A 22,152-nucleotide genomic window follows, 5' to 3' on the forward strand; every position below is an offset into this window, starting at 1 on the left:
TTATCCGACAGGATCAACTCGGCCTTCGGCCGCCCCGTACGTGCCATAGGGCAAGCCTATACATCTGAACAGAATTCCTGACTCAGAAGACTAGCGGGCAGGTCTGGCCATGGAGCATGGATCAGTCGCCGGTGAAGCCCCAGAAACACAGCTCTGTCGGGCGGCCCTCGGCGCCGTAGACGATCGTGCAGCAGCCGGAGCCACGATCGAACGGCGGGAACCATCCATCCCCGGCCCGATTCAGGGCCTGCTCGACGACCTCTCGCACGGGCTGCGCCGTCCCGAACAGTTCGACGGCTTCCGCCGCTTCGACCACTCTTACGTCGCCGGGCTCCTCCATGTCCTCCTCGCAGCGGACCACGCGTTCGACGTCAAGCACCGAATGCGCTGGTTCCTCCTCCAGCCAACCGCTCGCCGTCAGCGCTGCCAGCGTCTCAACGCCCGCTTCCCGGTAGTACTCGGCATCGCGGGCGAAGACCGCCTCGCGAAGATCGTTCAGAGCGACTTGTTCACTCGGCCGGAAAGGCGTGAAGTACGACCATCTACTCGCTCCCATGCGGGCGAACTCTACCGAGGACGTATGACAGGAGTACTCGGCATGCCACATCGCGATGTGATCGCCCGGACAGCTTCCAGGCCGCAGCCGCCGTCTGCCTCCATGAGGTAGCCGTCGTACCCGTCCTGGGCGACTGGGCCGACGACCACAAGAACAACTGCTCCAACGGCAACGTCATCGACCACACGGGCCTGTAGACGTCACACCCGTGACGTGTCGCTCGCGGCACACCAGCCCCCGCACCACAAGAGCGTGCCGCAGCCGTCCACGCCTTCGCTCACCGGCCCGGGCCGGGCCTCGACCACGCCACGTGCGCGTGTCCGCTCGCCGAGACCGCCGCCCAGCAGCTCTCGACGGTGGGCACGCCAGAGACGCAGTTCAGCGGCCTGGACTCAGCCTCCGTTCAGCGGCGACGGACACTTCCGCGACGTTGCGTGCGCTCAGCTGTCGACGCGGACCGTTCCGCTCATGCGCTGGGAGCGTGGCGCAGCATGTCGAGCAGGCGGAATTCGCGGATGAGCACGGCGGTGGCGCGGTGGGGCTTGCTCTGCGCTTCGCGGGTGAAGGCGTCGCGGAGGAAGGGGGTGAGTCCTTCCGCCGGGTGGGTTTCGAGGATCAGGTCGAGGGTGTGTGCCGGGATCTCGTCCAGGCGGAGGCCGAGGACGTCGGCGGCGGAGCCGAGGTGGATGCCGGCGACTTCGGGACGGTGGTCGTCGCCTGTGGCGAGGTCGAGGTGGAGGCGGATCCCGTCGTGGACCAGGTCGGCGAGTCCGGGGGGGCGCGCCGTGCCGGACGAGCGCCTCGTGGGCCACGGCCGCGCCGTGTTCCTCGAAGGGCGTCGAGGGGTGCTCCCAGGCCGGGGTGAGGGCCAGGTCGTGGAGTGCGGCGCCGAGGTAGAGGGCCTCGCGGTCCGGGGGCAGGCCTCGGCGGTGGAGGATCGCCTCGGCGTAGGCGTACGTGCGGTGGCAGTGGGCCACCAGTGCCGACGGCGCGGCGGCGCGCAGCATCCGCTCGGCGAGGTCCGCGAGCGGGGTGTCGGGGCGCCGGGCGAGTGCGGGGGCGGAGCTCATGGGTTCTCGGTCTCCTGAGGGGTGACGGCCGGATCGGGCGCGGCCGTGCTGGTGAAGTGCCGGCGGTACGTCTGCGGCGTGACGGAGGTGTGGCGTTTGAACGCGCGGTGGAAGCTGTGAACGGAGCCGAAGCCGCGGCGTGTGCCGACGGCCGCGAGGGTGAGGTCGGTGTCCTGGAGCATTCGGCGTGCGGCGTGGACGCGCTGGGCGTCGAGATAGGCGGCGGGTGTGCTGCCGGTCTCGCGGACGAAGACCCGGGCGAACTGGCGTTCGCCCAGTCTCATCCGGGCGGCGAGGGCGGGAACCGTCAGCCGTTCGGCGAGATGCGCGTCGATCCAGGCGAGGAGCTCCGCGATGTCGGCACGGGCCGTGCTCTGCCGCTTCAGGGGCGCGCTGAACTGGCTCTGGTCCCCGGGCCGTTGCAGGTACATCACCATCCACTTGGCGGTCGACAGCGCATGCCTGCGACCGTGGTCGTCGGCCACGAGCGCCAGGCTCATGTCGATGCCCGCGCTCACCCCGGCCCCCGTCCACACCGGGTCGGCCCGCACGTAGACGGCGTCGGCGTCCACGGTGACGTCCGCGTGCCGCTCGGCCAGGGCCTCGGCCGTGGCCCAGTGCGTCGTGGCCCGCCTGCCGGCCAGCAGCCCCGCAGCGGCGAGCGTGTGCGCACCGGCGCAGACCGACACCACCCGTCGTACGCGCGGTGCGACGCGTGCGACCCAGGTCAGGACCTCGGGGTCGACGACGGCTTCGACGCCATCGGGACGGATCCGGAGCCCGCCGGGCACGACGAGAGTGTCCACTCCCTCGCCGTCCGAGTCGGCGAAGGCACTGTCGGCCAGCAGACGAACCCCGCCCGCACAGTGCACCGGCGCAGGTCCGGCACCGACGAGCTCGACGGTGTAACCCCGTCCGGACCGGCCCAGCAGACGGCTCGCCGCGGAGAAGACCTGCGCGGGGCCCGTGACGTCCAACGACTCCACTCCGTCGAAGACGGCAAGCACGATCCTGCGCGGCTGACTTATGCGGCCCATCCTCAGCCGGGCCGCAGATGACTGCAATGACACGGATATCGCAGATCCAGACACCCGCCGGGAGAACCGGCCGTCGAAGGCGATCTCGAAGGCGTTCAGGGCGGTCCTCCATCGCGGGGTCCAGCGGGTCGTCCCTCTGGCCGGGGGCCTCACTCGTCTGGCCCTGTTCGATGGCCGGTGCGGCAGCGAGCGGGAAGCGTGGTCCGTACTTCAGGGGCCGGAGGGAGACCTCCAGCCCGGGAACCGGCTGGAAGAGGCTTGTCGTGGCGAATGGCCTGGTGGACTTCGAGGATGGTTTTCCGGTGGCGCAGAGTGCGGCTGCCGCGCGGGGCCGGCGGGATCTGCGGCGGGCGGTCGAGGCGTACCGCTTCTTCTATCCGACGGTCTCGCTGGAGGGGATCTTCAAGGGGACCCGGGACGCGGGCGCGGTCGACAACGAGACGGCGCTGCTGTTCATCGCCCGGCCGCACCACACCGGCTTCACGCTGAACTCCGACACCCCTTACTCCGGTGGCGTCCTCGACCTGCGCAAGAGCGGGCCGATGGTGATCGAGCTGCCGCCGGGACCGCTGATCGGGCTCGTGGACGACCACCACCACAGGTGGATCGTGGACGTGGGGCTGCCCGGCGCGTACGGGGCGAAGGGCGGCAAGCACCTGCTGCTGCCGCCCGGCTACGACGGGGACGTGCCCGAGAGCGGGTACGTCGTGGCGCGCAGCGACACCTGGACGGCGTTCTGCGCGCTGCGGGTGCTGCCGCTGGGCGGGGACGTGGCGACGGCGAACGGACTGCTGTCCTCGGTGCGGTTCTATCCGCTGGACCGGAGCGACGACCCGCCGGCGTACACCTTCACCGACTACAGCGATCGTGCCATCGACTGCACCTGCCTGGCCTGGGAGGACAACCTGGAGTTCTGGCGGGTTCTGCACTCGGTGATCGACTCCGAGCCCGCCGTCGAGGAGATGCGGCCGATGCTCGGGCTCCTCGCCGAGCTGGGCGTCGAGGCGGGCCGCCCGTTCGATCCCGACGAGCGGACGGCGGCCCTGCTGACCGAAGCCGCGCGGATCGGGCGCGACGAGATGCTGGTCTCCGCCTTCGCCTCCGACCGGCCCGACCGGACGGTCTGGCCGGACCGGTCCTGGGAGTGGGCGGGGCTGCGGCCGGAGAACGGCACCTTCGAGAGGGAGGGGTCCCTGGACGTCGAGGCCAAGGACCGGTGGTTCGCCCAGGCGATCGTGGCTTCCCCGGCCATGTTCCGCCGGGCCGTGGGGCAGGGCTCGCTGTACTGGCTCGGCCTGCGGGACGCCACCGGGAACTACCTCGACGGCAGCCGTACGTACCGGCTGACCGTCCCGCTGCCGGTACCGGCCGGCCTGTTCTGGTCCGTGACCGCCTACGACGCGCGGACCCGGTCCGAGGTCGTGGCCGAACAGGGCCAGGCGGCGCTGCGGTCACTCTTCGAGAAGCTTGAGCCGGCGGACGGCGCCGACAGCGTGGACCTGTACTTCGGACCGAGCGAACCTCCGGGTGCGGAGGGACGGTGGATCCAGACCGTCCCCGGCCGTGGCTGGTTCACGTACTTCCGCATCTACGGACCGGAGCAGCCTGCGTTCGACGGGTCGTGGAAGCCGGGTGACTTCGAGCCGCTCGAAACCTGACGGCCGAGCCCTTCCGGAGTGGGGCGTCCGCCTGCGGACGCCGACGCCCCTCTCCGGAACCTGACCAGCCAAAACAGTCGGGGCTCCCTCGGGCTCGCCGTGCTGCTTCTCCATGCCGTCGGTGACGGCGACCACGTCCGCGTCCACACGGGGATCGAGGGTGTGTGGGAAGCGGCGGTCCTGGCTCACGAGCGGGATGCCTTCACCCGGCACGTACTGGACGGCCACGGGCTGCTCGAGGATCGGCTCGTGGCCTGGCGCGACGACGCGATGGAGGGTGAGGCCCGATGACCGACACCGGATTCGCTCAGCGGTCGACGCGGACGACGGCCGGGGGTGCGTAGCGGCCGGTGAGGATGTCGGGGGTGGGCAGGTACTGGCGCAGGATGAGGCGGAACAGGACGCCGGGTTCGGTGGTGGGTAGCCAGTTGGACTCCTTGTCCGGGCCGGGGTTCTCGCGCTGGAGGTAGAGGGTGAGGGAGCCGTCGGGGCCGAAGGCGAGGTCCTTGGTGAGGCTGCCGAGGTGGTAGCGGCCGATGGGGTTCTCGACGAGGAAGCCCTGCGGGTTGAGGTACATGGTCAGCGACCAGAAGGCGTCCACGGGCGGGAAGTCGTCCGGGCCGAAGCGGAGTTCGTAGCGGTGCTCGCCGGAGAGCGGGTCGCCGTCGCCGTCGAGGACGGCGCCGATGTAGTACGCCTCCTTCGCACGGTTGGCGAGCAGGCCGATCTGGGCGATCTCCAGGCGGGAGAAGTAGTCGGTGCCCCAGTCGCCGATGGTGTCGACGTCGACCATGACCCAGCCGTTGTGGGACGGGCCGGCGAACGGCATGTCCGCGTACAGGTCGCGCAGTCCGTCCGCGACGGCCCGCCGCAGGCCGTCGACGGCCGTGGGGTGGAGCCGGGAGGGGTCGAAGGGGCGGTGCGGGGTGATGCCGATGCGGGCGAGCAGGCCGAGGACGCCGGCCTCGGCGGCCGGGGGCGGGCTCGCGCTCAGGCAGTCGGCGAGCATCCGGTGGAAGTCCAGCGGATCGCCGCCCTCGCCCCGCCAGTCACGGGCGGGCGGGTTGGCCGAGGGGTCGGGCTTGGGGGTGGCCGGGTCGGCGGGGCGCAGGGCGATCCGCTTCTGCAGGGCGACGGCGGCGGGGACGTCGTCGTCGAGGATCGTGACGCGGGCCAGGAGGCAGACGAGGGGGGGGGTGGGGGCGGTGATGACCCGGGTGATGCCGTCGGGGACGGTGCCGCGCCAGCCGGGCCTGGCCAGCAGGAAGTCGCCGCCGGTGGTGTCGCCCATGCGGGTGCCGACGTAGGCGAAGCTGTTGGTGTACACGTCCAGGAGCTGCACGGTGAAGTACCGGTCGGTGACGGGCGGGACGGCGAGGACCACCGCGCCGCCGGACAGGTCGACGAAGGCGCGCGAGTACGGGGCGTCGACGATCGGCGTGACGAAGTACGTGTCCCCCGGCTCCGCGCGGCGCGGGGTGTGGTGGATCTCGTTGATCGCGCCGAGGTGCGTCGGGGCAGACGTGTCGACGTGCCACTCCCACAGGCTGCGGTGCATCTCCAGGAGCGGGAAGCCGTAGCGGAAGGCCGCCATGCCGAGCCAGTACCCCTCGTCGGCCCGCGCCTTCTCGTGGGCCGTGGCGATCTGCTGCTTCAACGTCTGCGCGTCCATGCGGACTCCGATCCGTACGCCGAGAGGCGGACGTAAGCCCTCTGACGGTCATCGCATTCCGGGGTGTCCGCAACCGCGCCTCGCGACCGCGGGGTGGCCGGGGAGGCGTCACCCGTTCGGCCCTGCCTCCGTTGCGGCCCCCCGAGCGGACGGAAAGGCTCGTGCACACCGCCTGCCGTGGCGGGGGCGGAGCGGGGCCGGTACGGAGGAGGCAGCGATGGGTGACGCCGTCGGGCAGATGCTGGCGTCGGCGGTGGGCATCGCGATCAGCCCCCTTCCGCTGATCGCAGTGGTGCTGATGCTGGCCACCCCGCGCGGCAAGGTCAACGGCACGGCGTTCACGCTGGGCTGGATGGTCACGCTCGGAGTGATCACCACCGTGGTCGTCCTCGCCGGCTCGGGCGCCGGTGCCGACGACGGAGGCACACCCGCCGACTGGACGTACTGGCTCAAGCTCGCGCTCGGCGTGCTCTTCCTGCTCATGGGCGCCAAGCAGTGGAAGGACCGCCCGAGGGAGGGACAGGAGCACACGCTGCCCGGCTGGATGCGGGCGATCGACCACTTCACCCCGGGCAAGGCGGCCGGACTCGCAGCCCTGCTGTCCGGCGCCAACCCGAAGAACCTGGTCCTCGCGGTCGGCGGCGCGGCCTCCATCGCGAGCAGCCCGGCGAGCGGCGGCGGCAAGGCCGTCGCCGGCGTCCTGTTCGTCCTGATCGGCTCGGCCTGCGTCCTGCTGCCCCTGCTCGTGTACGTCTTCGGCGGCAGCAGGTCGGCCGCGGTGCTCGGCGGCTGGAAGACGTGGATGGGCGAGCACAACAGCGCGATCATGACGGTGGTCCTCGTCGTGCTCGGCGCCAAGTACGTGGGAGACGCGATCAGCGGACTCGCCTCGTGACGTTCGCGCCGGCCCGGGCCCGGCTGCGGGCACTCGGCACGCCGAAGCCCTCCGACGTGTCCGCCGGCCTCGCCACCGGCCTCTTCTCCATCCCGGAAGGCATGGCGTACTCGGCGATCGGCGGCTTCAACCCGGTCGCCGGCATCTACGCCGGCGTCGTCCCCACCCTCCTGGGCTCCCTCTTCGCCCGCACCGTCCTGATGGTCACCACCCTCACCTCCGCCCTCGCCCTGACATCGCAAAGCGTCGTCAAGGAGGCCGGACTCGACACCCTGGACACGGGCAACGTCGCCACCCTGGCCGTCATGGCCGGAGCAATCATGCTGCTCCTCGGCGTGCTGAGGCTCGGGGCGATCATGTCGTTCGTCTCCAACGCCGTCATGACAGGCTTCTCCACCGGCATCGCCCTGCAGATCATCACCGGCTCCCTCAAGGACGCCACCGGCTACAAGCCGGCCGGCCACAACAAGCTCCTCCAACTCGGCGACTGGATCATCCACATCGGCGACTGGAAGCCCGCGGCCGTGTTCACCGCCCTCGCCGCGGTCGCCGTCTGGGCCCTGGTGCGCCTGGTGGAACGGCTGAAGCCGGTGGCCGTCCTGGTCGCCCTGCTCGTGGTCAGCGTGGCCGTCGGCATCCTCGGCACACACGTGGAACTGGCCGGCGACATCGGCCCGATCCCCGGTGCCCTGCCCGCCTTCACCGCCCCCGACCTGACGGCTGCCGGCGCGCTCCTGCCCGGTGCCTTCGCCGTCGCCCTCGTCGGACTCGCCCAGGCCGCCTCCATCGGGCCCAGCGTGCCCAACCCCGACGGCACCAAGTCCTCCGTCAACGGCGATTTCGTCGCCCAGGGCCTCGGCAACATCGGCGGCGGCCTGTTCGGGGCGCTGCCCACCGGCGGCTCGATGTCCCGCACCGGCGTCGCCGTCAGCGCGGGCGCCCGCACCCGATGGACCGGCATCTTCGCCGCGGTGTGGCTCGCGCTGCTCGTCCTCACCCTCGGTTCGCTCGCCGAACGCATCCCGATGCCCGTGATCGGCGGCCTGATCATCGTGATCGGCTGCGAACTGATCGTGGGCCGCCTCCCGGACATCGCCCTCGTCCTGCGCACCTCCCCGCTGTCGTCCACCGCGATGACCGTCACCTTCCTGGCCACCACCCAGCTCCCGCTCCAGCAGGCCATCGTCATCGGAGCGGTCCTCTCGCTCCTCCTCTACTGCGTGCAGGCAGCCCGCCAAAGCCGACTCCACGCGCTGGAGGAGGACGGCGACGGCCGGTGGCGGGTCTCCGACGTCCCGGACCGGATCGAACCCGGCACCCTCACCGTCCTTCACTACGACGGCATCTCGCTGTTCGCCGAGACGCCCCGGATCGACGAACAGTGGCCCAACACCACCAACGCGCGCGGCGCGGCTGTGATCCTAGGTCTGCGCGGCGTCCCCGACGTCCCCTCCTCCGCTGTACTGAAACTGCTGCAACGCTACGCACGCGATCTGCACACCCACGGCGGCCGCCTCTACCTAGCGGGTGTCGAACCCCGTCTCCAAACCGTCCTCCGTCGCACCGGCGTCACAGCGGAACTCGGCGAGGACGCCGTCCTGCCCCCCACAAGCGACATCTTCGGCGCTCAGCAGGAAGCCATTGCCCGCGCCAGGCAGTGGATCGAAGAAACCACACGCAAGACACAGAACAGTTGACGCTCCGGCGCACCCACGCACACGAATGTCCATGTTGGGATCGCCGACAGTCCTCCGCGGTCTAGCTTGATCTTTTAACCTGTACGGCGGGGTCGTGGGGTGGGTGACTTCTTGGTCAGGGACGTGGTGGTGCTCGTCTTGCGGGGTGTGTGGACGTCGTGTCGCGGGGTGGGCCGGGTGTTCTTTCGGCCGGGAGGTCGTCCGGGTCCTGGGCGGGTGGGTTTCGGCGCTCTGGCCGGGCATCCGGCCTTCAAGCGGATGTGCCGGAAGTCGCGGCGAACACGTGCCGGGGTGAGCCTGTCCGCGCGAACGGGCCTCTCACCTCAGCCGTCATCAAGAACGGCTGCGCGACGATGCCCCGTACGGACGGGTCGAAGTCGGCGAAGAAGAGCCTCGCCAGCTCCAGGCGACTCTCGTGGATCACGTGATCGCGCAGTGTGGCCGACCGCGAAATCCTGGACCCTACAGCGCAGATGTGGGCGCCCCTGGGGTTCTGGGATGGACGTCAACGAGATGGTTTGGCTCATGGACGTGCCGGACAAGTGGCCAGTCAAAGCCTGGCTTCGGCAGCACTCGTGGGGCGAGTTACCGTGGGCACCGTGCGACTGGTCCATCGGGCCGGAGCCGAGTCTCTCCCCGGCATCAATGCGAACTCGGGTGGTTTGCCCTGAACCAACTGGCCCGCCCTCACGTATGAGGGCGGGCCGTTGCCGCTGGCCGTGCGTGGGCACGGGGTGCGGGTTTTCTCAGTGATGCCTACTGCCTGGTGGGGCCGAAGGTCAGTGGACGCCGAAGTAGGTGAACTCCTCGCCCTTTTCCCAACCGCTGTCCGAGCAGGAACCGGTGAAGATGGTGCCGTAGACGGACGGAACGCCGGTCGCCGAACAGTGCGAGGTGAAGCCGGCGCCGCCGCCGTCGAAGCCGCCGATTCCGACACCGTCGTGCGCGAGCGCGCCGCCCGCGCCGACCAACACGATGCCCACGGCCAGGACAGACGCGACCAGAGAACGCATAACCACTCCTCAGAATCTTCGAATGACGTGCCGGAATGTGCCCGTCGCGCGGTCAAACGCGACAGCGGGCAACGAGATACGGCATCTCACTCCAATGCCGGACAAGGGATTAGGGGGCCGCTGACGTGCAGAAACGATGCTTTCCAAACGTGCGTTGATAATTTCCCCCGCCTCGGCAAGTCGGCCATTGTCACCCTCGCGCCGCTACGGCCTTCCGCCTGCGCCTCCTTGCACGCGGTGCTCGCGCGTTCCGCGGATTACGCCATTGGCGTGAGCAGCTTGTGCGCATTCGAAGCGCCGTCCTCTACTCCGACCCTCCTGAACGATCGCATCCTCGGACTCTGTCGAACGATGGGCTCCGCTGGCAGGTCATGAGGACGAGGGGGCCGATGGCGCGTCGGTCGTCACGACCGACCAGAGTCGTCGAAGTCGTCATCGCGCTGACCGATGCGGCATGGCCTTCCGGTAGAGGAACCTCCGAGCATCCATTCATCCCTGTGCCCAGGTGGCGACCGTTCTCCTTTGACTGGCCTGGAGCCACGGGCACGCTGAGACGGAGGACCGGCAGTAGTACCGGCGTCATGCGAGCCGGGACTGTTCCAGGAGCGAGGGCCCGGCGGCTAGATGGGCTGCGATGCGGGTGATGGTCCGGGGGTTGTCCTCGAAGAGGTGGGCGTGCATGCCTGTGGATTGGGCGGCGGTGATGTTGACGGCGACGTCGTCGATGAAGAGGCAGTGTTCCGGCTGTACGTCCAGGGTGGCGCAGACGGTTTCGAAGGCCCGGGGGTCGGGCTTTTCGATGCCGATCTCGTGGGAGTAGACGATCTCGTCGACGAGTTCGTCGAAGTGGTACAGCGTTGTTTCCCGTTCTCGGGCGCCGACGAAGCTGTTGCTCAGGATGCCCAGTCGGCAATGGCCGCGGAGTCCGCGCACGTAGTCGATGAGCTCGTCGTTGGGCGTGCCCAGGTACTCCGTCCAGAGGTCGGCCATGAAGGCGTCGGTATCCGCGGTGGAGAGGTCCAGACGAGTTGCCAGCTGTTCGTGTACGTCGCGCTCGCTGATGGTTCCGAGACTGCCGGCGTGCCACACGTCGTGCATTCGCGCGTTCACGGTGCCGGGTGGGAGGTGCAGGCGTTGTTCCCACCGTTGCACCCATCCCGTGTCCGGTGTGAACTCCAGTACGCCCCCGATGTCGAGAATGACGCAGGTCGTCGTCACGTGAACTCCCCCTCTTCGTCCTGGCTGACCCGCGAGCGTGGGCCGCGCGCTGGTGTGGACGTCGGGGGACCCTCTCCTGCCACTCCTCCTCGGCAGCGAGCTCACGGCTGGGCTGAATCGGCGGGAGGTGGCGGTAGTGCCTTGGCAGGGGTGACAGGAGTCGAACCTGCGACATCCGGTTTTGGAGACCGGCGCTCTGGCCATCTGAGCTACACCCCTTCGGTGTGCGGATAGCTTCGCACTCCGGTGGCCTCGCGTGCCAGCCAATATTTCGGTCGGCCGGACGAGGGGCAGGCAGGGGCGTCCTTGTGAGGTGCCTGCCCGCCCGGAACGGGAATGTGCGGGTGGCGTCGAGTGGTGATACTGGTCCGATGATCGACGTACCACTCGCTGTATGGGATTCGCTGAACGGGCTGGCCTTCGGGGACGCGTTCGGTGACCGCTGGTTCGGGATTCTGCGTCGGGAGGGCGTGGAGCGGCTGGAGGCGCGTACGTTGCCGGCGGAGGCGTTGTGGAGGTGGAGCGACGACACGGCGCAGGCTGTCGTTCTCGTGCGGGAGCTCGCCGAGGGCGACGGGATCGTGGACCTGGATCGCCTCGCCGCGGGGCTTGCTGGGGCCTATGCCGAGGACACGCACCGTGGGTACGGGGCGTCGATGCACGACGTGCTGCGGCGGATCGGTGCGGGCGAGCCTTGGCAGGGAGTGGTCGCAGGGCAGTTCGGTGGCCAGGGTTCCTGGGGGAACGGGGCAGCCATGCGTGTGGCGCCGCTGGGTGCGTGGCATGCCGACGACCTCGGCACGGTCGTGGAACAGGCCGCGCGTCAGAGTGCGGTCTCGCATCACCATCCGGAGGCCGTCGCCGGGGCGGTGGCGGTCGCCGTGGGTGCGGCGCTGGCGGCTCGTAGTCGGGGAGGTCCCGCTCCGGCGCGACAGGACTTCCTCCACGCCGTCGCCGAGCAGCTCCCGGTGAGTGATGTCCGGTCGGGAGTGCGGATCGCGGCGCGGATGCCGGACCGCACTTCGGTCCGGCACGCCGCGGAGGTGCTCGGTTCCGGGTACCGCATGTCCGGTCCCGACACCGTCCCGTACGCCCTGTGGTGTGCCGCGGGGCACCTCGACGACCTGCACGAGGGCCTGTGGTTCACCGTCGCCGGACTTGGCGACATCGACACCACGTGCGCCATCGCGGGCGGCGTGATCGCGGCTCGTACGGGTGTGGCCGACCTTCCTCAGGCGTGGCACGCGGCCCGCGAGCCGCTACCGCCGATCGTGTCCGGGCGAGGGCACCTGTCGGGGTGACCCAAGGCCGTACCCGCCGAGGCTCGTCACGTGCCGGGGGCAAGTGCCGGCGGGTGGCCCCGGGCCCTGGGTTCATCGGCGTACGGGAGCTTCCATGGGCGCCGTCCATCCATCGTCCAGGTCGGCGGCCCGTGTCCGCTGCCAGGGTTACGCCTGGCAGGTCAGGTCGCGTGTGGGGAGCTGACCCGTGCGCAGGTAGGCGTTGACGTGGTCGTCGACGCAGGTGTTGCCGTATTCGCCGTACAGGCCGTGCTGACGGGCGCCCTGGACGGTGAGCAGTCGGGAGCTCGGCCATTGGCGGCGCATGGCGGTGGCGCCGGAGTAGAGGGTGCGGGGGTCGCCGGTGGCGTTGACGAGGAGGGCCGGAATGTCGTTGTCGAGCTGGGTCGGTGGCTCGGTGGGGCGGTCCCAGAATTCGCACGGGGTGATGTTGTTGGCCAGGGGCCCGGTGAGGGAGGAGACCTTGCGGGACTTCTCGACGGCGCGCCAGTAGGTGCCGACGCCTCGTCGCTCGGCGACGTCGCCGCAGAGGATCGCGGTCATCTGGCTGGAGGGGGCCGATCCCGCTCCGGTGAGGAGGAACTCCAGTTGGCCGGCGAGTGCTTCGGACGGTTCGACGGGCTTTCGGTCCGCCGCGCGCGCCAGGATGCGGGCGGTGTCGGCGAGGGCGGTGCGGCGCTCGTCGAGGTCGCTGCCGAGGCCGCCTACGAAGAGGGACGGAAGGACGTGCTCGTCGAGCTGGTACGTCGTGCCGATCCTGAGCGGTTCCTGCGCGGCGGCGGCGAGTATGCGGTTCACCGTCGCCAGGACCTCGCCTCGCGTGGCGCCCAGGCCGAAGGTGTCGTGCCGTGCGGCCGCCCATGAAGCCCACGCGCGTAGGGCGGCCTCGTTGGCCGTCTCGGCGCCGCGCAGGAGGGTCTGGTTGTACTGCTCCGGGGTGTTGACGCCGTCGAGCACCATGCGGTCGGTGCGGCCGGGGAAGAGCTGTGTGTAGACCTCGCCGAGATAGCTGCCGTAGGAGTAGCCGAGGTACGAGAGGGCGCCTTCGCCGAGGGCCGCGCGGATGACGTCCATGTCGCGGGCCGTGTTGCGGGTGGTGACGTGCGGCAGGACGTCGCCGTGCGCGCGCTTGCACTGCTTGGCGAGTTCGCGTGCGACGGTGACCTCGTCGCGGTACGCCGCCAGGTTGGACCCCGCAGAGCGGAAGAAGGCGGATCCAAGGTCCCAGCCGCAGTCCAGCGGGGTGCTGCGGCCGACGAAGCGCGGGTCCATGCCGATCAGGTCGTACCGGCCTGCGACATCTCCCATCACCTTCGGCTTGGTGAGGGGCATGTGGAGGCTGGGGCCGGCCGGTCCGCCGTCGTTGAGCAGCAGCGCGCCGACGCGGTGCGCTGCGTCCGTGGCCTTCAGGCGGGATACGGCGACGGTGATGGTGCGGCCGGCAGGGTCGGTGTAGTCGAGCGGGACGGTGACGTCGGCGCATGCGGCGCCGGCGTCGTCCAGTGCCCGGCCGAGTGCGTCGGAGGCGTCGAGGGAGCACGTGTGCCAGTGGAGTCGCTGGCTGTGGAAGCGGGCCAGCGGGTCCTGGTCCGTGCCGGTGGTGCCGTTCGCAGAGGCAGGGGTCAGGGTCGCTGCGGAACTGGTGCCGGTGGAGTCGGTGGCGGTGGTGGTCGTCGTCGCGGACGTGGTGTCGGTGGACGTGGTGGCGCCTGCGGCCGTGGTCGTCGCGGTGGCGGTGAGCACCACCGCGCATGCCGCGAGCAACCGGATGCGTCGGGAAGTTGACATGCCATCACGCTAGGACGGTGGTCACCACTGTTCACTCCGGGAAGTCCCCGAAACGGCTCGGGGCCTCCCCTGAGAAAACCCCGGCCTGGCCGTGCGTCGAACGTGCTTCTTGTGCTGTGGTTGATCACGCTTCATGGGCCGGAGAGATCTCGGCCATCAATGGGTGGCCGCGATCAGCACACCTGCCTACAGCTCGTAGTCCTGGGCCAACTCCTCCCAACGAATGCTGCGAAGCGCAAGATCAGCGTCCTCTCCTGCCGGCACCTCCGGGCCGGGCTGGAACCAGGCGACCACGAGGGTGGAACCGTCCATTGCCCGGTCAAGCGGCGCGGAGTCGAAGACCCCGACGCAGAACACGGAGGGCAGCACCTCGACGGGACCGAAGGCACCGGCGGCCTCGTCCGGGTAGTGGCGGGAGGGCGGAACGAAATGGACCGGCGTGGAGGAGAATGCGCCTTCGGCATGGCGCTGGAGCCAACTGACCTTGAGGTCGTTGATGCGCTTGCACGGGTAGCCCTCCAGCATCCCCGCGTAGGTCGAAGACATGCGTAGCTCGGTGAGCCGGATCGAACGACCGGACGAGAGGACTATGTGACCCAGTGACATGCCGCCACCCTATGCACAAGATTCACTTCCGACACACCGCCCGGGTGGGACCGAAGTTGACCACCAGGGGGCAGGCGGCGGAGGAAGGGTGAGGTGGTCCGCACATCTGCGGACGCGGCATCAACACAGCGTCGACCGAGCGCCGCTGACTCGTGTGTGCGTCGGGGATTGCCCCGGCCGGCGGGGCGTTCTTGTTGATCATGTTCTGGCTGATGGGCAAAGTCAGAGGTGCTGCCCTGAGTCGGGGTGGGGGCAGGGGTCGAACTCATCGATCAGGAGGGGTCGGAGTGCCGGGGCAGCCTGAACGGCACGCTGGGGGTGGCGATCGGAGTGAAGGGGCGGATCACCTGGACAAGCGAGACGGACTTCGACACTCCGCTCGGTCTGTCGATGGGCCGCGGGACCGTGCTGTGCGCTGAGGTGGACGGCTGGGAGCAGCACTTGTGCACGACCCATGTCGCCAATTTCGGCGAGGACGTCAAGGCGGGGAGGCTGGCGGCCGCGACAGCCGACCAGTACTACAAGGAGCAGATCGACACGGTCGCCGCGGTGGCAGGGAGCTTTCCGTCGGTGGTTCTCGGTGGGGACTTCAACACGAGTGTCCAGGACCGGCTCCAGAAGCTCTACAGCATGATGTCGGAGTGCGATCAGCGGTCGTATCTCCCGGGTGACGCGGCCAACGAGATCACCAAGGTCACGCGCGCGATGGAGGTGAACGACGGCAATCCGGCGGGTGAGCCTGTGGATTACGCGATCACTTCGCAGGGCGAGTTCCTGACGTCGAAGATCGACTATCTGTTCTCCACGGACGGGTTCACCGGCTGTGACTCGTGGACGAGTCTGGGCGACTGGACGGACTACTCGGACTCGGTGCAGCCCGACTGCAGGCTCAAGCCGGGTGACAAGTCGTGGCTGCCGAAGTGCACGCCCGGTGCTGAGGCGTACTCCGATCACACCCCTGTCTACGGCCGGACCCAGGGTGGGCCGAAGCTGTCGTGGGGGCTGGACTCCGCCGGTGGGCTCATGGGTGGTTCTGGTGGGTACACCGGTCGCTGACCGGAGGCGGTTCCTGGAGCGCGGAGCACGGTGGTTCGCTCGCGCTGAACGGCTCGGACGGTGCTGTCACCGCGGGCGGGCCCGTGATCGATACCCGGCGGAGTTTCACCGTTTCAGCGTGGGCGAAGGTCGACGTGGACGCCGGGACTTCGGTGGTGCTCGCGCAGGACGGGCAGATCATCAGCGGAATGATGCTGTGGTTCGACAAGCCCGACAGTACGTGGCGGTTCGGCATGCCGAAGACGGACAGTCCGACCTGGAACGTCGACCAGGCGCGCGCCCCCGCGACGGTGGGCGTGTGGACGAGGCTCACGGGAACGTACGACGCGGCCGCCGAGACGGTCACTCTCTACGTCGACGGTGAGAAGAAGGGCACGGCCACGCACACCGCTCCTTGGGCTGCGGCCGGGCCGTTCGTCGTCGGCCGGGACAAGGTCAACGGTGTGAACAACGCCTACTTCAAGGGGTCGGTACAGCGTGTCGAGGCCTTCGACTACGCCATGCGGGACGCACAGGCCTCCTCTCATGCCCGCACGATGACCGCCCCCACCGGCAAGGGCACCGCGATGAAGGACGCTCCCTACGTCTCGCTGTCACAGGGCTGCCACGGTCCGGTCGAGCAGTTCCAACTTGACTTCGGCACCGCGACCAGCCTCACCCCGACGCTGAAGAGCTACGTCGTGCACCCCGATCCGTCCCGGCAGATCTGGGCCGAGTTCTCGATCTGGGACACGACCGACCCGAGCCGGCCGCAGCCCATCGTGTTGGGCGGGTCCGGGTCGGCGAGCGGCAAGGTGACGGGGCGCGGCGCCGTCTCCGTCACGGCCCCGCAGCTCGTCCCCGGGCACAGCTACGGGTGGCGGGTGCGTGCCAACGACGGCACCACCACGTCGCCTGTCTCCGCGGACTGCCACTTCACGGCCCCCGCGAGCTGACCTGCGGAGGATCTCCGATCCGGCGTCGCCCCGGGGCACACGGTGTGCTCCGGGGCGACCCCGGTGGGGGTGCCCGAGTGTCCGGGGTGCCCCGGTTCCCCGGGTGCCACGGCGGGATGACGGAACGCCGCATGGTGACCGCCCGTTCGGGGTGTGCGGCGAGGGGGGTGGGCTGCGCGATGTGGTGGGTGCTGCGGCGGTGGGTAGTGAAGGACTCGGTGCTGTCCGACGGGCGAGGGCGCCGTGAGCGGGTGATCGAGGGGTGGGGGTTCGTGCCGGATCAGGGGGCGGGGGTCGGTTACACCGAGGTTCCGGATCAGGAGGTGCGCAGTCTGCGGGTGCGGCACTGTCGGCTGCACACCGCGGCGGGCGAGCCGGTCGCCGAGTTGGAGGCGGTGTCGTTCCGGATGCGGTTCGGGGCCGTGGACGTGGCTGCGGAGGGGATCGGCGGGGTGGAGACGCGGCCCGCGTTCCGGCGTCGTGGGCACATGGGGCGGTTGATGCGTCGGGCGTTGGCCGGCATGGCGCAGAGGGTGGACGTCGCTTTCGTGTCCGACGGTATCGAGGGGGTGTATGAGCGGTTCGGTTTCGTCGGGGCCGTCGCCGAAGGGCATTTGGTCGTCCCCGTGCGCAATGTGGAGGGGGCGGTGGGCGACGGTTCGGGGGCTGCCGCTCCCGGCGTGCATGGTTCGTCCGCGGAGGACCTTCCGGCGATGGTCCGTCTGTTCAACGCCGCGCACGCCCAGCGGCCCTGGACGCACGTACGGCACGAGGGGTGGAAGCGGCTCGTGCCCCAGACGACGTGGAAACCGGGGTCGCGGACCCTGGTCGTGCGGTCCGGCGGTGCCACCGTCGGCTACGCCGTCTTGGAGGGACGGGCGTTCGGCGACCCCCTGGGCACGCTGACCGTGGAGGAACTGGTGGCCGCGGACGCCGACGCGACACGCCGCCTGCTTCTGGCCGTCGCCCGGCTGTGCTGGGAACGACGACTGGGCCAGTTCACGGTCAGGGAGCCGGCGGACGGTCTCACGGGACGGGTCGCGCGCCACATGGGCTGCACGTATCAGCAGGGGTTCGCGGCGAGCGGCGGGATGATGGCCGCCGTTCTGAATCGCTCTTCCCTGGTACGGAGCCTCGAGCCGGAACTGCGGCGCAGGGCGGGCGTGCGAGAGCCGGACAAGGCCTATCTTCAGGCGTTCGACGCGCTGCGTACCGGCGGTCTGCTCGCCGACGACCGGGTGTTGATCCGGCTGCTGCTCGGCCATTGGTCGGTGGAGGAGGCGTACGTGCACGGCTCGGTGGTCGCCGACCGGTACCGGGATCTGTGCACGGCTTGGTTTCCGGGCGGTGGTACCCCGAGCCTGCCGACCCCCTACGCGCATCGTCTGGACCGGTTTTGAACAGCGCGGAGGTGCTGCTCATCGGGGGGCGGGCCGGTGTCGGCAAGACGACGGTGGGGTGGGAGGTGTCGGCGTTGCTGCGTGCTTCGGCGGTCGCCCATGCGGTCGTCGAGGGTGACTTCATGGGGCAGGTGCATCCGGCGCCGGCGGGTGATCCGCATCGGGAGGAGATCACCGAGAGCAATCTGACGGCCGTGTGGGGGAACTTCGCCCAGCGTGGTTACCGGCGCCTGATCTATACGAACACGGTGAGCGTGCTGCCCGAGGCGACGGGCATGTTCGAGCGTGCCATGGGGGCCGAGGTGCGGATCGTGCGTGTTCTGCTCACCGCTTCCGACGCGACCGCTCGGGCGCGGCTGAGGGGCCGGGAGCTCGGGTCGGAGCTGGAGCAGGAGCTGGTGGGCAGCCTGCGTAAGGCGCGGTTGTTGGACCGGCGTGCGCCGGTGGACACGGTGCGCGTGGGGACGGACGGGCGGTCCGTCGGGGACATCGCGCGGGAGGTGGTGGCCGCCACCGGTTGGACGGCGGCCGGGGTGGACGGCGTCGGCCGGTCGTGAGTGGTCCGTCGACCCGCGGCGTCGGTCGCCGGGGTTGACCGCCGGGTGGTGGTGCTGTCCGTGGTGGTGCTGTCCGTGGTGGGCCGAGCCGCGGGCTTCGCGGATGTGGTCGAGGCGATCCCCGCGCGAAGGTCGGGCTTCACGGGTGCTGTCGGGGCGATCCCCGCGCGCGGAGCCGCGGAAGTTACGGGACTCCGACGACGGTCTCGCACTGCGTCGCCGAGTCGAAGGGGCCTGTCTGGCCGTCGCAGTGGTCGGTGGCGGCGCCGCCGTCGAGGCGGTCGTTGCCGGGGCCGGCGAGGATCCGATCGTCGGCTTCGCCGCCGCGGAGGACGTCGTGTCCGCCGGCGGAGCCGACGATGGTGTCGGCGTCGAAGTTGACGTTGTCGCCGAAGAGAGTGTCGGCGCCGCCGCGGCCTTCGAGGGTGTCGTGGCCGGCGGCGGTCACGGAGGTGCTGCCGACCGAGCTGTCGCCGACGAGGAGCTCGTCCCCTGTGCCGCCGAGGATGCGGTCGTGGCCGGCGCCGGTGGCGGGGCCGCCGGCCGGGTCGTTGATGTTGTGGTCGCCGAGGGCGAAGAAGCCGCCGTCGGTGCCGAGGTCGATGAGGTCGTCGCCGCCGGCGCCGTGTGCCGCCGTCACGCCCTCGCTGTCGCCGATGGCGATGTCCCCGGCGCCCGCGCCGGGGAGGAGGACGTCGTCGCCGGCGCCGGTCGCCGAGCCCTCGATGGGGGCGACCGAGTCGCCGATGAGGCCGTCGTCGCCGGTGCCGCCCTCGATGCGGTCGTTGCCGCCGCCGCTCGCGTTGCCGCCGCCCAGGGTGAGGCTGTCGCCGTCGAGGTGGAGGTCGTCGCCGGGGCCGCCGTAGAGCCGGTCGTTACCGCCGCCGGTCGCGTCGCCGTTGTCGGACTGGGAGTCGCCGAGCAGGTTGTCGGCACCGTTGCCGCCGTACAGGATGTCGTGTCCGCCGCCGACCGCCGGGCCGTTCTCGACGTACACGTCGCCGTTCACGTCGTCGTCGCCGTCGCCACCGTCCAGGCGGTCGTTGCCGAGGCCGCCGGAGACCAGGTCGTTGCCGCCGAGGGCGCAGACGGTGTCGTTGCCGCCGAGGCCGTCGATCGTGTCGGCGCCGGTGGAGCCGACGATGACGTCGCTGCCCGGGGTGCCGGTGATCGTGCCGGAGCCGGTGATCGTCGCCGGCAGGCCGAAGCAGGTGGGCGGGGCGGCTGCGACGGCGGTCACGGGGGTGCCGAGGAGCAGCAGGGCCGCGGTCGCCAGACCGGTGGTGAGCGGACGGGCCATGGACGACCTCCGTGCGTCTCTTCGGTGTCGGCGCCGGGCGGCGCCCGTTCCGGACACTAGGTGTGCCGCGCCGCCGCGGCGACCGTGGCCCTGGCAACCGAGTGAGGGCCCGGGGCCGTATGAGTGGCGCCTGGGTCGTGCGAGGCACCGCCGGCACCGCTCGTCGTCGCAGCCGCCGGCGAGCCCGTACGCGGTGTCGCCGGCGGCCGCGGCAGGTCGGGCGTGGCGTGGGGTGGGTGGGTCAGCGTTCCTCGCGCAGGCCCCAGGGGGACCCGTACACGTCGAGGAGGTCGAGGAACGGCCGGGGCGGGAGGGCCTCGGGGCCGAGGACGCCGCTCGCCTTCCAGGCGCCGGTGGCGATCAGCTCCAGGGCGACCACGGGGTTGAGGGCGGTCTGCCAGACCACGGCCTGGGAACCGTACTCGCGCATCGTCCACTCGTTGTCGACGACGTGGTACAGGTACACCTCGCGCGGCGATCCGTCCTTGGTGCCCTTGACCCAGGTGCCCGCGCAGGTCTTGCCCTTCATGCGGTCGCCCAGGGTGGCGGGGTCGGGCAGGCAGGCGGCGACCACGTCGCGCGGGGAGACCTGGACCGGCCCGTCCGCGCCGGGGACGGTGACCTTGGCCGTGGAGTCGAGGCCCAGTTCGTGGAGGGTCTTGAGCTTGGTGATGAAGTCGTCGCCGAGGCCGTACTTGAACGTCACCCGGCGGGCGTCGAGCCACCGGGGCATGAGGAGGACCTCCTCGTGCTCGACGTTCACGCATTCCACCGGGCCGATGCCCTCGGGGAACACGAACACCTCCGGTTCGCTGAAGGGTGCCGTGGTGAACCAGCCGCGGCCCTCCTCGTAGACGACGGGCGGGTTGAGGCACTCCTCGATGGTGGTCCAGATGTTGAAGGACGGCGCGAAGTCGTAGCCGTCGACGGTGAGGTCGGCGCCGTCGCGGACGCCGAGCTCCTCGATCTCGTCGAAGAGTTCGTCGGCGGCGTACCGGGCGAAGACGTCCGAAAGGCCCGGCTCCACGCCCATGCCGACCAGAGCGAGGCGGTCGGCGCTCTCCCAGGCCTCGGCCAGGGCGAACTGCTCGTCGCCGAGCTTGACGCCGCACTGTTCGTACGGAGCGGTCGGGTGCGGCACGGACAGCGACATCGCCATGTCGAGGTAGTGCACGCCGGCGGCGAGCGCGCTGTTGAACAGCGGCATCACGAACCTGGGGTCGGTCGCGTTCAGCAGGACGTCACAGCCCTCCTCGACGAGCAGGCGTCGGACCGCCGCCTCGTCGGAGGCGTCCACACGACGGGCGCTGAACCGCTCCTCACCGTCGCCGAGCGCCGCCACGGCGGCCTCCGCGCGGGCCAGGTCGTAGTCGGCGACGACCATGCTGGTCAGGAAGTCACGCCGGGCCGCGATACGGGTGACGGCCGTTCCCACGCCGCCCGCACCCACCAGAAGCACACGCATGTCACACACCCTTTCGTCGAGGCGGCCCCGGCGGCGGCCGGGGATGTCTCGATGCAACACGACGTCCTGCTTTAAGGTCTACGGCGTTGGCATAAGGATCGGAGAGGCGGTGGCGCGATGCCGAAGAAGGTCGTCACGGAGGCGGAACGGCGCAGGCGGCGCCCCACCCGACAGGGCACCGTGCTGTCGGAGCGGCTGATCGTCCAGACGGCGCTGCGCATGCTGCGCGAGCACGGCGCCGCCGGTCTCAGCGCCCGCCGGCTCGGCACCGCGCTCGGCGCCGACCCCAGCACCGTCTACCGGTACTTCGCCGGCCTGGACGGCCTCACCCGGGCCATCGGCGAAGAGCTGATGGGCCGCGCCCTGGACAGCTGGACCGCCACCGGCACCTGGCGCACCGATCTCCGCTCCCTGGGCCTCGCCATCCACGCCTCCTACCTCGCCCACCCCCAGGCCGCCGTCCTGACCGCCAGCCGCGTCACCGGCCGCCCCCGCGAGATCGAAGTCGACGAGACCATCCTCGGCATCCTCCGCGACGCCGGCTTCACCGACACCGACGCCGTCGGGATCTACCACGCCTTCATCGACCTCGCCCTGGCCTTCGCCGCCCTGGACGCCGGCGCCCTCGCCATCAAGGACGAGGTCCGCGAGGCCGACGAACACATGTGGACCTCCACCTACGCCCACCTTCCCCCCACCACCCACCCCCACATCGCCGCCACCGCCCACCTCCTCGCCGACCGCATGAACCACAGCGCCTACCCGGTCCTCCTGGACACCCTCCTGAACGGAGCGGACGCCCGACTGACCTCGACGCGCGGCCAGGACGTGTGATCCTTCGGCGTGCCGACGTGGGTACGTCCCTGGTCGGGCCGCATTGTCGGGTACGCCCGGGCGCGCCCGGGGATCCGGCCCTCAGAGCCGCGTC

The 22,152-nt window shown here is 70.4% G+C and carries 20 protein-coding genes, 1 tRNA gene and 1 pseudogene; 11 read left to right on the forward strand and 11 right to left on the reverse strand.

The features are described 5' to 3' along the window. Positions 1-121 precede the first annotated feature (121 nt). A complete protein-coding gene (locus OO54_RS29915) occupies positions 122-556 on the reverse strand; it encodes a hypothetical protein (protein ID WP_157856529.1) in 435 nt (144 codons plus the stop codon). Between the two features lie 481 nt (positions 557-1,037). Between OO54_RS29915 and OO54_RS29920 the strand changes: the two genes are divergently transcribed. After that, on the forward strand, positions 1,038-1,421 hold the full coding sequence (locus OO54_RS29920) for a hypothetical protein (protein WP_033208577.1): 384 nt from the start codon (positions 1,038-1,040) through the stop codon (positions 1,419-1,421). Between the two features lie 201 nt (positions 1,422-1,622). Here the strand turns inward: OO54_RS29920 and OO54_RS29925 are convergent, their stop codons facing one another. After that, on the reverse strand, positions 1,623-2,633 hold the full coding sequence (locus tag OO54_RS29925; RefSeq protein ID WP_324611694.1) for a GlxA family transcriptional regulator: 1,011 nt from the start codon (positions 2,631-2,633) through the stop codon (positions 1,623-1,625). Between the two features lie 332 nt (positions 2,634-2,965). Between OO54_RS29925 and OO54_RS29930 the strand changes: the two genes are divergently transcribed. Beyond that, positions 2,966-4,321, forward strand: coding sequence for a DUF1254 domain-containing protein (locus OO54_RS29930; RefSeq protein WP_200146723.1), 1,356 nt, complete (start codon positions 2,966-2,968; stop codon positions 4,319-4,321). A 99-nt stretch (positions 4,322-4,420) separates the two neighbouring features. After that, the gene (locus tag OO54_RS29935; RefSeq protein ID WP_234439489.1) at positions 4,421-4,612 is read left to right on the forward strand and encodes a hypothetical protein; all 192 of its coding nucleotides are present in this window, start codon (positions 4,421-4,423) and stop codon (positions 4,610-4,612) included. Positions 4,613-4,628: 16 nt separating this feature from the next. On the opposite strand, the gene OO54_RS29940 is transcribed toward OO54_RS29935, so the two are convergent. Beyond that, complete coding sequence (locus OO54_RS29940; RefSeq protein ID WP_033208580.1) at positions 4,629-5,993, reverse strand: DUF1254 domain-containing protein; 1,365 nt, start codon at positions 5,991-5,993, stop codon at positions 4,629-4,631. Between the two features lie 217 nt (positions 5,994-6,210). On the opposite strand from OO54_RS29940, the gene OO54_RS29945 reads away from it, so the two are divergent. After that, complete coding sequence (locus tag OO54_RS29945; protein WP_033208582.1) at positions 6,211-6,888, forward strand: GAP family protein; 678 nt, start codon at positions 6,211-6,213, stop codon at positions 6,886-6,888. Then, positions 6,885-8,585 carry a SulP family inorganic anion transporter gene (locus OO54_RS29950; protein WP_200146724.1) on the forward strand — a complete coding sequence of 567 codons (1,701 nt, stop codon included), beginning with the start codon at positions 6,885-6,887 and terminating at the stop codon, positions 8,583-8,585. The genes OO54_RS29945 and OO54_RS29950 overlap by 4 nt, the downstream gene beginning before the upstream one ends. 74 nt (positions 8,586-8,659) lie before the next feature. Here the strand turns inward: OO54_RS29950 and OO54_RS48600 are convergent. The 4 genes and pseudogenes from OO54_RS48600 to OO54_RS29965 form a co-directional block, all read right to left on the reverse strand. Continuing rightward, positions 8,660-8,905, reverse strand: a pseudogene (locus OO54_RS48600) (NF041680 family putative transposase); the annotation flags it as partial. A 459-nt stretch (positions 8,906-9,364) separates the two neighbouring features. After that, complete coding sequence (locus OO54_RS29955) at positions 9,365-9,598, reverse strand: hypothetical protein (protein WP_033208584.1); 234 nt, start codon at positions 9,596-9,598, stop codon at positions 9,365-9,367. A gap of 579 nt (positions 9,599-10,177) precedes the next feature. Then, positions 10,178-10,816, reverse strand: coding sequence for an HAD family hydrolase (locus OO54_RS29960; protein ID WP_033208586.1), 639 nt, complete (start codon positions 10,814-10,816; stop codon positions 10,178-10,180). 142 nt (positions 10,817-10,958) lie between these two features. Further along, positions 10,959-11,035, reverse strand: a tRNA-Trp gene (locus OO54_RS29965). A gap of 152 nt (positions 11,036-11,187) precedes the next feature. Between OO54_RS29965 and OO54_RS29970 the strand changes: the two genes are divergently transcribed. Next, positions 11,188-12,117, forward strand: a complete 930-nt coding sequence (locus OO54_RS29970; protein WP_033208588.1) for an ADP-ribosylglycohydrolase family protein — start codon at positions 11,188-11,190, stop codon at positions 12,115-12,117. Between the two features lie 147 nt (positions 12,118-12,264). On the opposite strand, the gene OO54_RS29975 is transcribed toward OO54_RS29970, so the two are convergent. Together OO54_RS29975 and OO54_RS29980 are read right to left on the reverse strand one after the other, a co-directional pair. Further along, positions 12,265-13,905, reverse strand: a complete 1,641-nt coding sequence (locus OO54_RS29975) for an alpha/beta hydrolase (RefSeq protein WP_234439490.1) — start codon at positions 13,903-13,905, stop codon at positions 12,265-12,267. 186 nt (positions 13,906-14,091) lie between these two features. Then, positions 14,092-14,511 carry a hypothetical protein gene (locus OO54_RS29980; RefSeq protein WP_033208594.1) on the reverse strand — a complete coding sequence of 140 codons (420 nt, stop codon included), beginning with the start codon at positions 14,509-14,511 and terminating at the stop codon, positions 14,092-14,094. Positions 14,512-14,757: 246 nt separating this feature from the next. Between OO54_RS29980 and OO54_RS29985 the strand changes: the two genes are divergently transcribed. The 4 genes from OO54_RS29985 to OO54_RS30000 all read left to right on the forward strand — a co-directional run bounded on the left by OO54_RS29985 (position 14,758) and on the right by OO54_RS30000 (position 18,459). Next, entirely contained in the window at positions 14,758-15,567 is an 810-nt protein-coding gene (locus OO54_RS29985) for a hypothetical protein (RefSeq protein ID WP_033208596.1), read from the forward strand. Further along, positions 15,507-16,502 (forward strand): LamG domain-containing protein, encoded by a 996-nt coding sequence (locus OO54_RS29990; RefSeq protein WP_078905403.1) that lies wholly within the window; start codon positions 15,507-15,509, stop codon positions 16,500-16,502. The genes OO54_RS29985 and OO54_RS29990 overlap by 61 nt, the downstream gene beginning before the upstream one ends. Positions 16,503-16,633: 131 nt before the next feature. After that, positions 16,634-17,902, forward strand: coding sequence for a GNAT family N-acetyltransferase (locus OO54_RS29995; RefSeq protein ID WP_234439491.1), 1,269 nt, complete (start codon positions 16,634-16,636; stop codon positions 17,900-17,902). Next, positions 17,899-18,459, forward strand: a complete 561-nt coding sequence (locus tag OO54_RS30000) for an AAA family ATPase (protein ID WP_200146725.1) — start codon at positions 17,899-17,901, stop codon at positions 18,457-18,459. The genes OO54_RS29995 and OO54_RS30000 overlap by 4 nt, the downstream gene beginning before the upstream one ends. Before the next feature lie 184 nt (positions 18,460-18,643). Here OO54_RS30000 and OO54_RS30005 read toward each other — a convergent pair whose 3' ends face one another. Both OO54_RS30005 and OO54_RS30010 read right to left on the reverse strand, forming a co-directional pair. Further along, the gene (locus OO54_RS30005; RefSeq protein ID WP_051787276.1) at positions 18,644-19,759 is read right to left on the reverse strand and encodes a calcium-binding protein; all 1,116 of its coding nucleotides are present in this window, start codon (positions 19,757-19,759) and stop codon (positions 18,644-18,646) included. A gap of 241 nt (positions 19,760-20,000) precedes the next feature. Continuing rightward, on the reverse strand, positions 20,001-21,224 hold the full coding sequence (locus tag OO54_RS30010; protein WP_033208601.1) for a saccharopine dehydrogenase family protein: 1,224 nt from the start codon (positions 21,222-21,224) through the stop codon (positions 20,001-20,003). Between the two features lie 117 nt (positions 21,225-21,341). On the opposite strand from OO54_RS30010, the gene OO54_RS30015 reads away from it, so the two are divergent. Next, the gene (locus OO54_RS30015) at positions 21,342-22,058 is read left to right on the forward strand and encodes a TetR/AcrR family transcriptional regulator (protein ID WP_033208604.1); all 717 of its coding nucleotides are present in this window, start codon (positions 21,342-21,344) and stop codon (positions 22,056-22,058) included. Positions 22,059-22,152 lie beyond the last annotated feature (94 nt).

Origin of the sequence: Streptomyces wedmorensis, from assembly GCF_000716445.1 — a bacterium.
Taxonomy (GTDB): Bacteria; Actinomycetota; Actinomycetes; order Streptomycetales; family Streptomycetaceae; genus Streptomyces; species Streptomyces wedmorensis.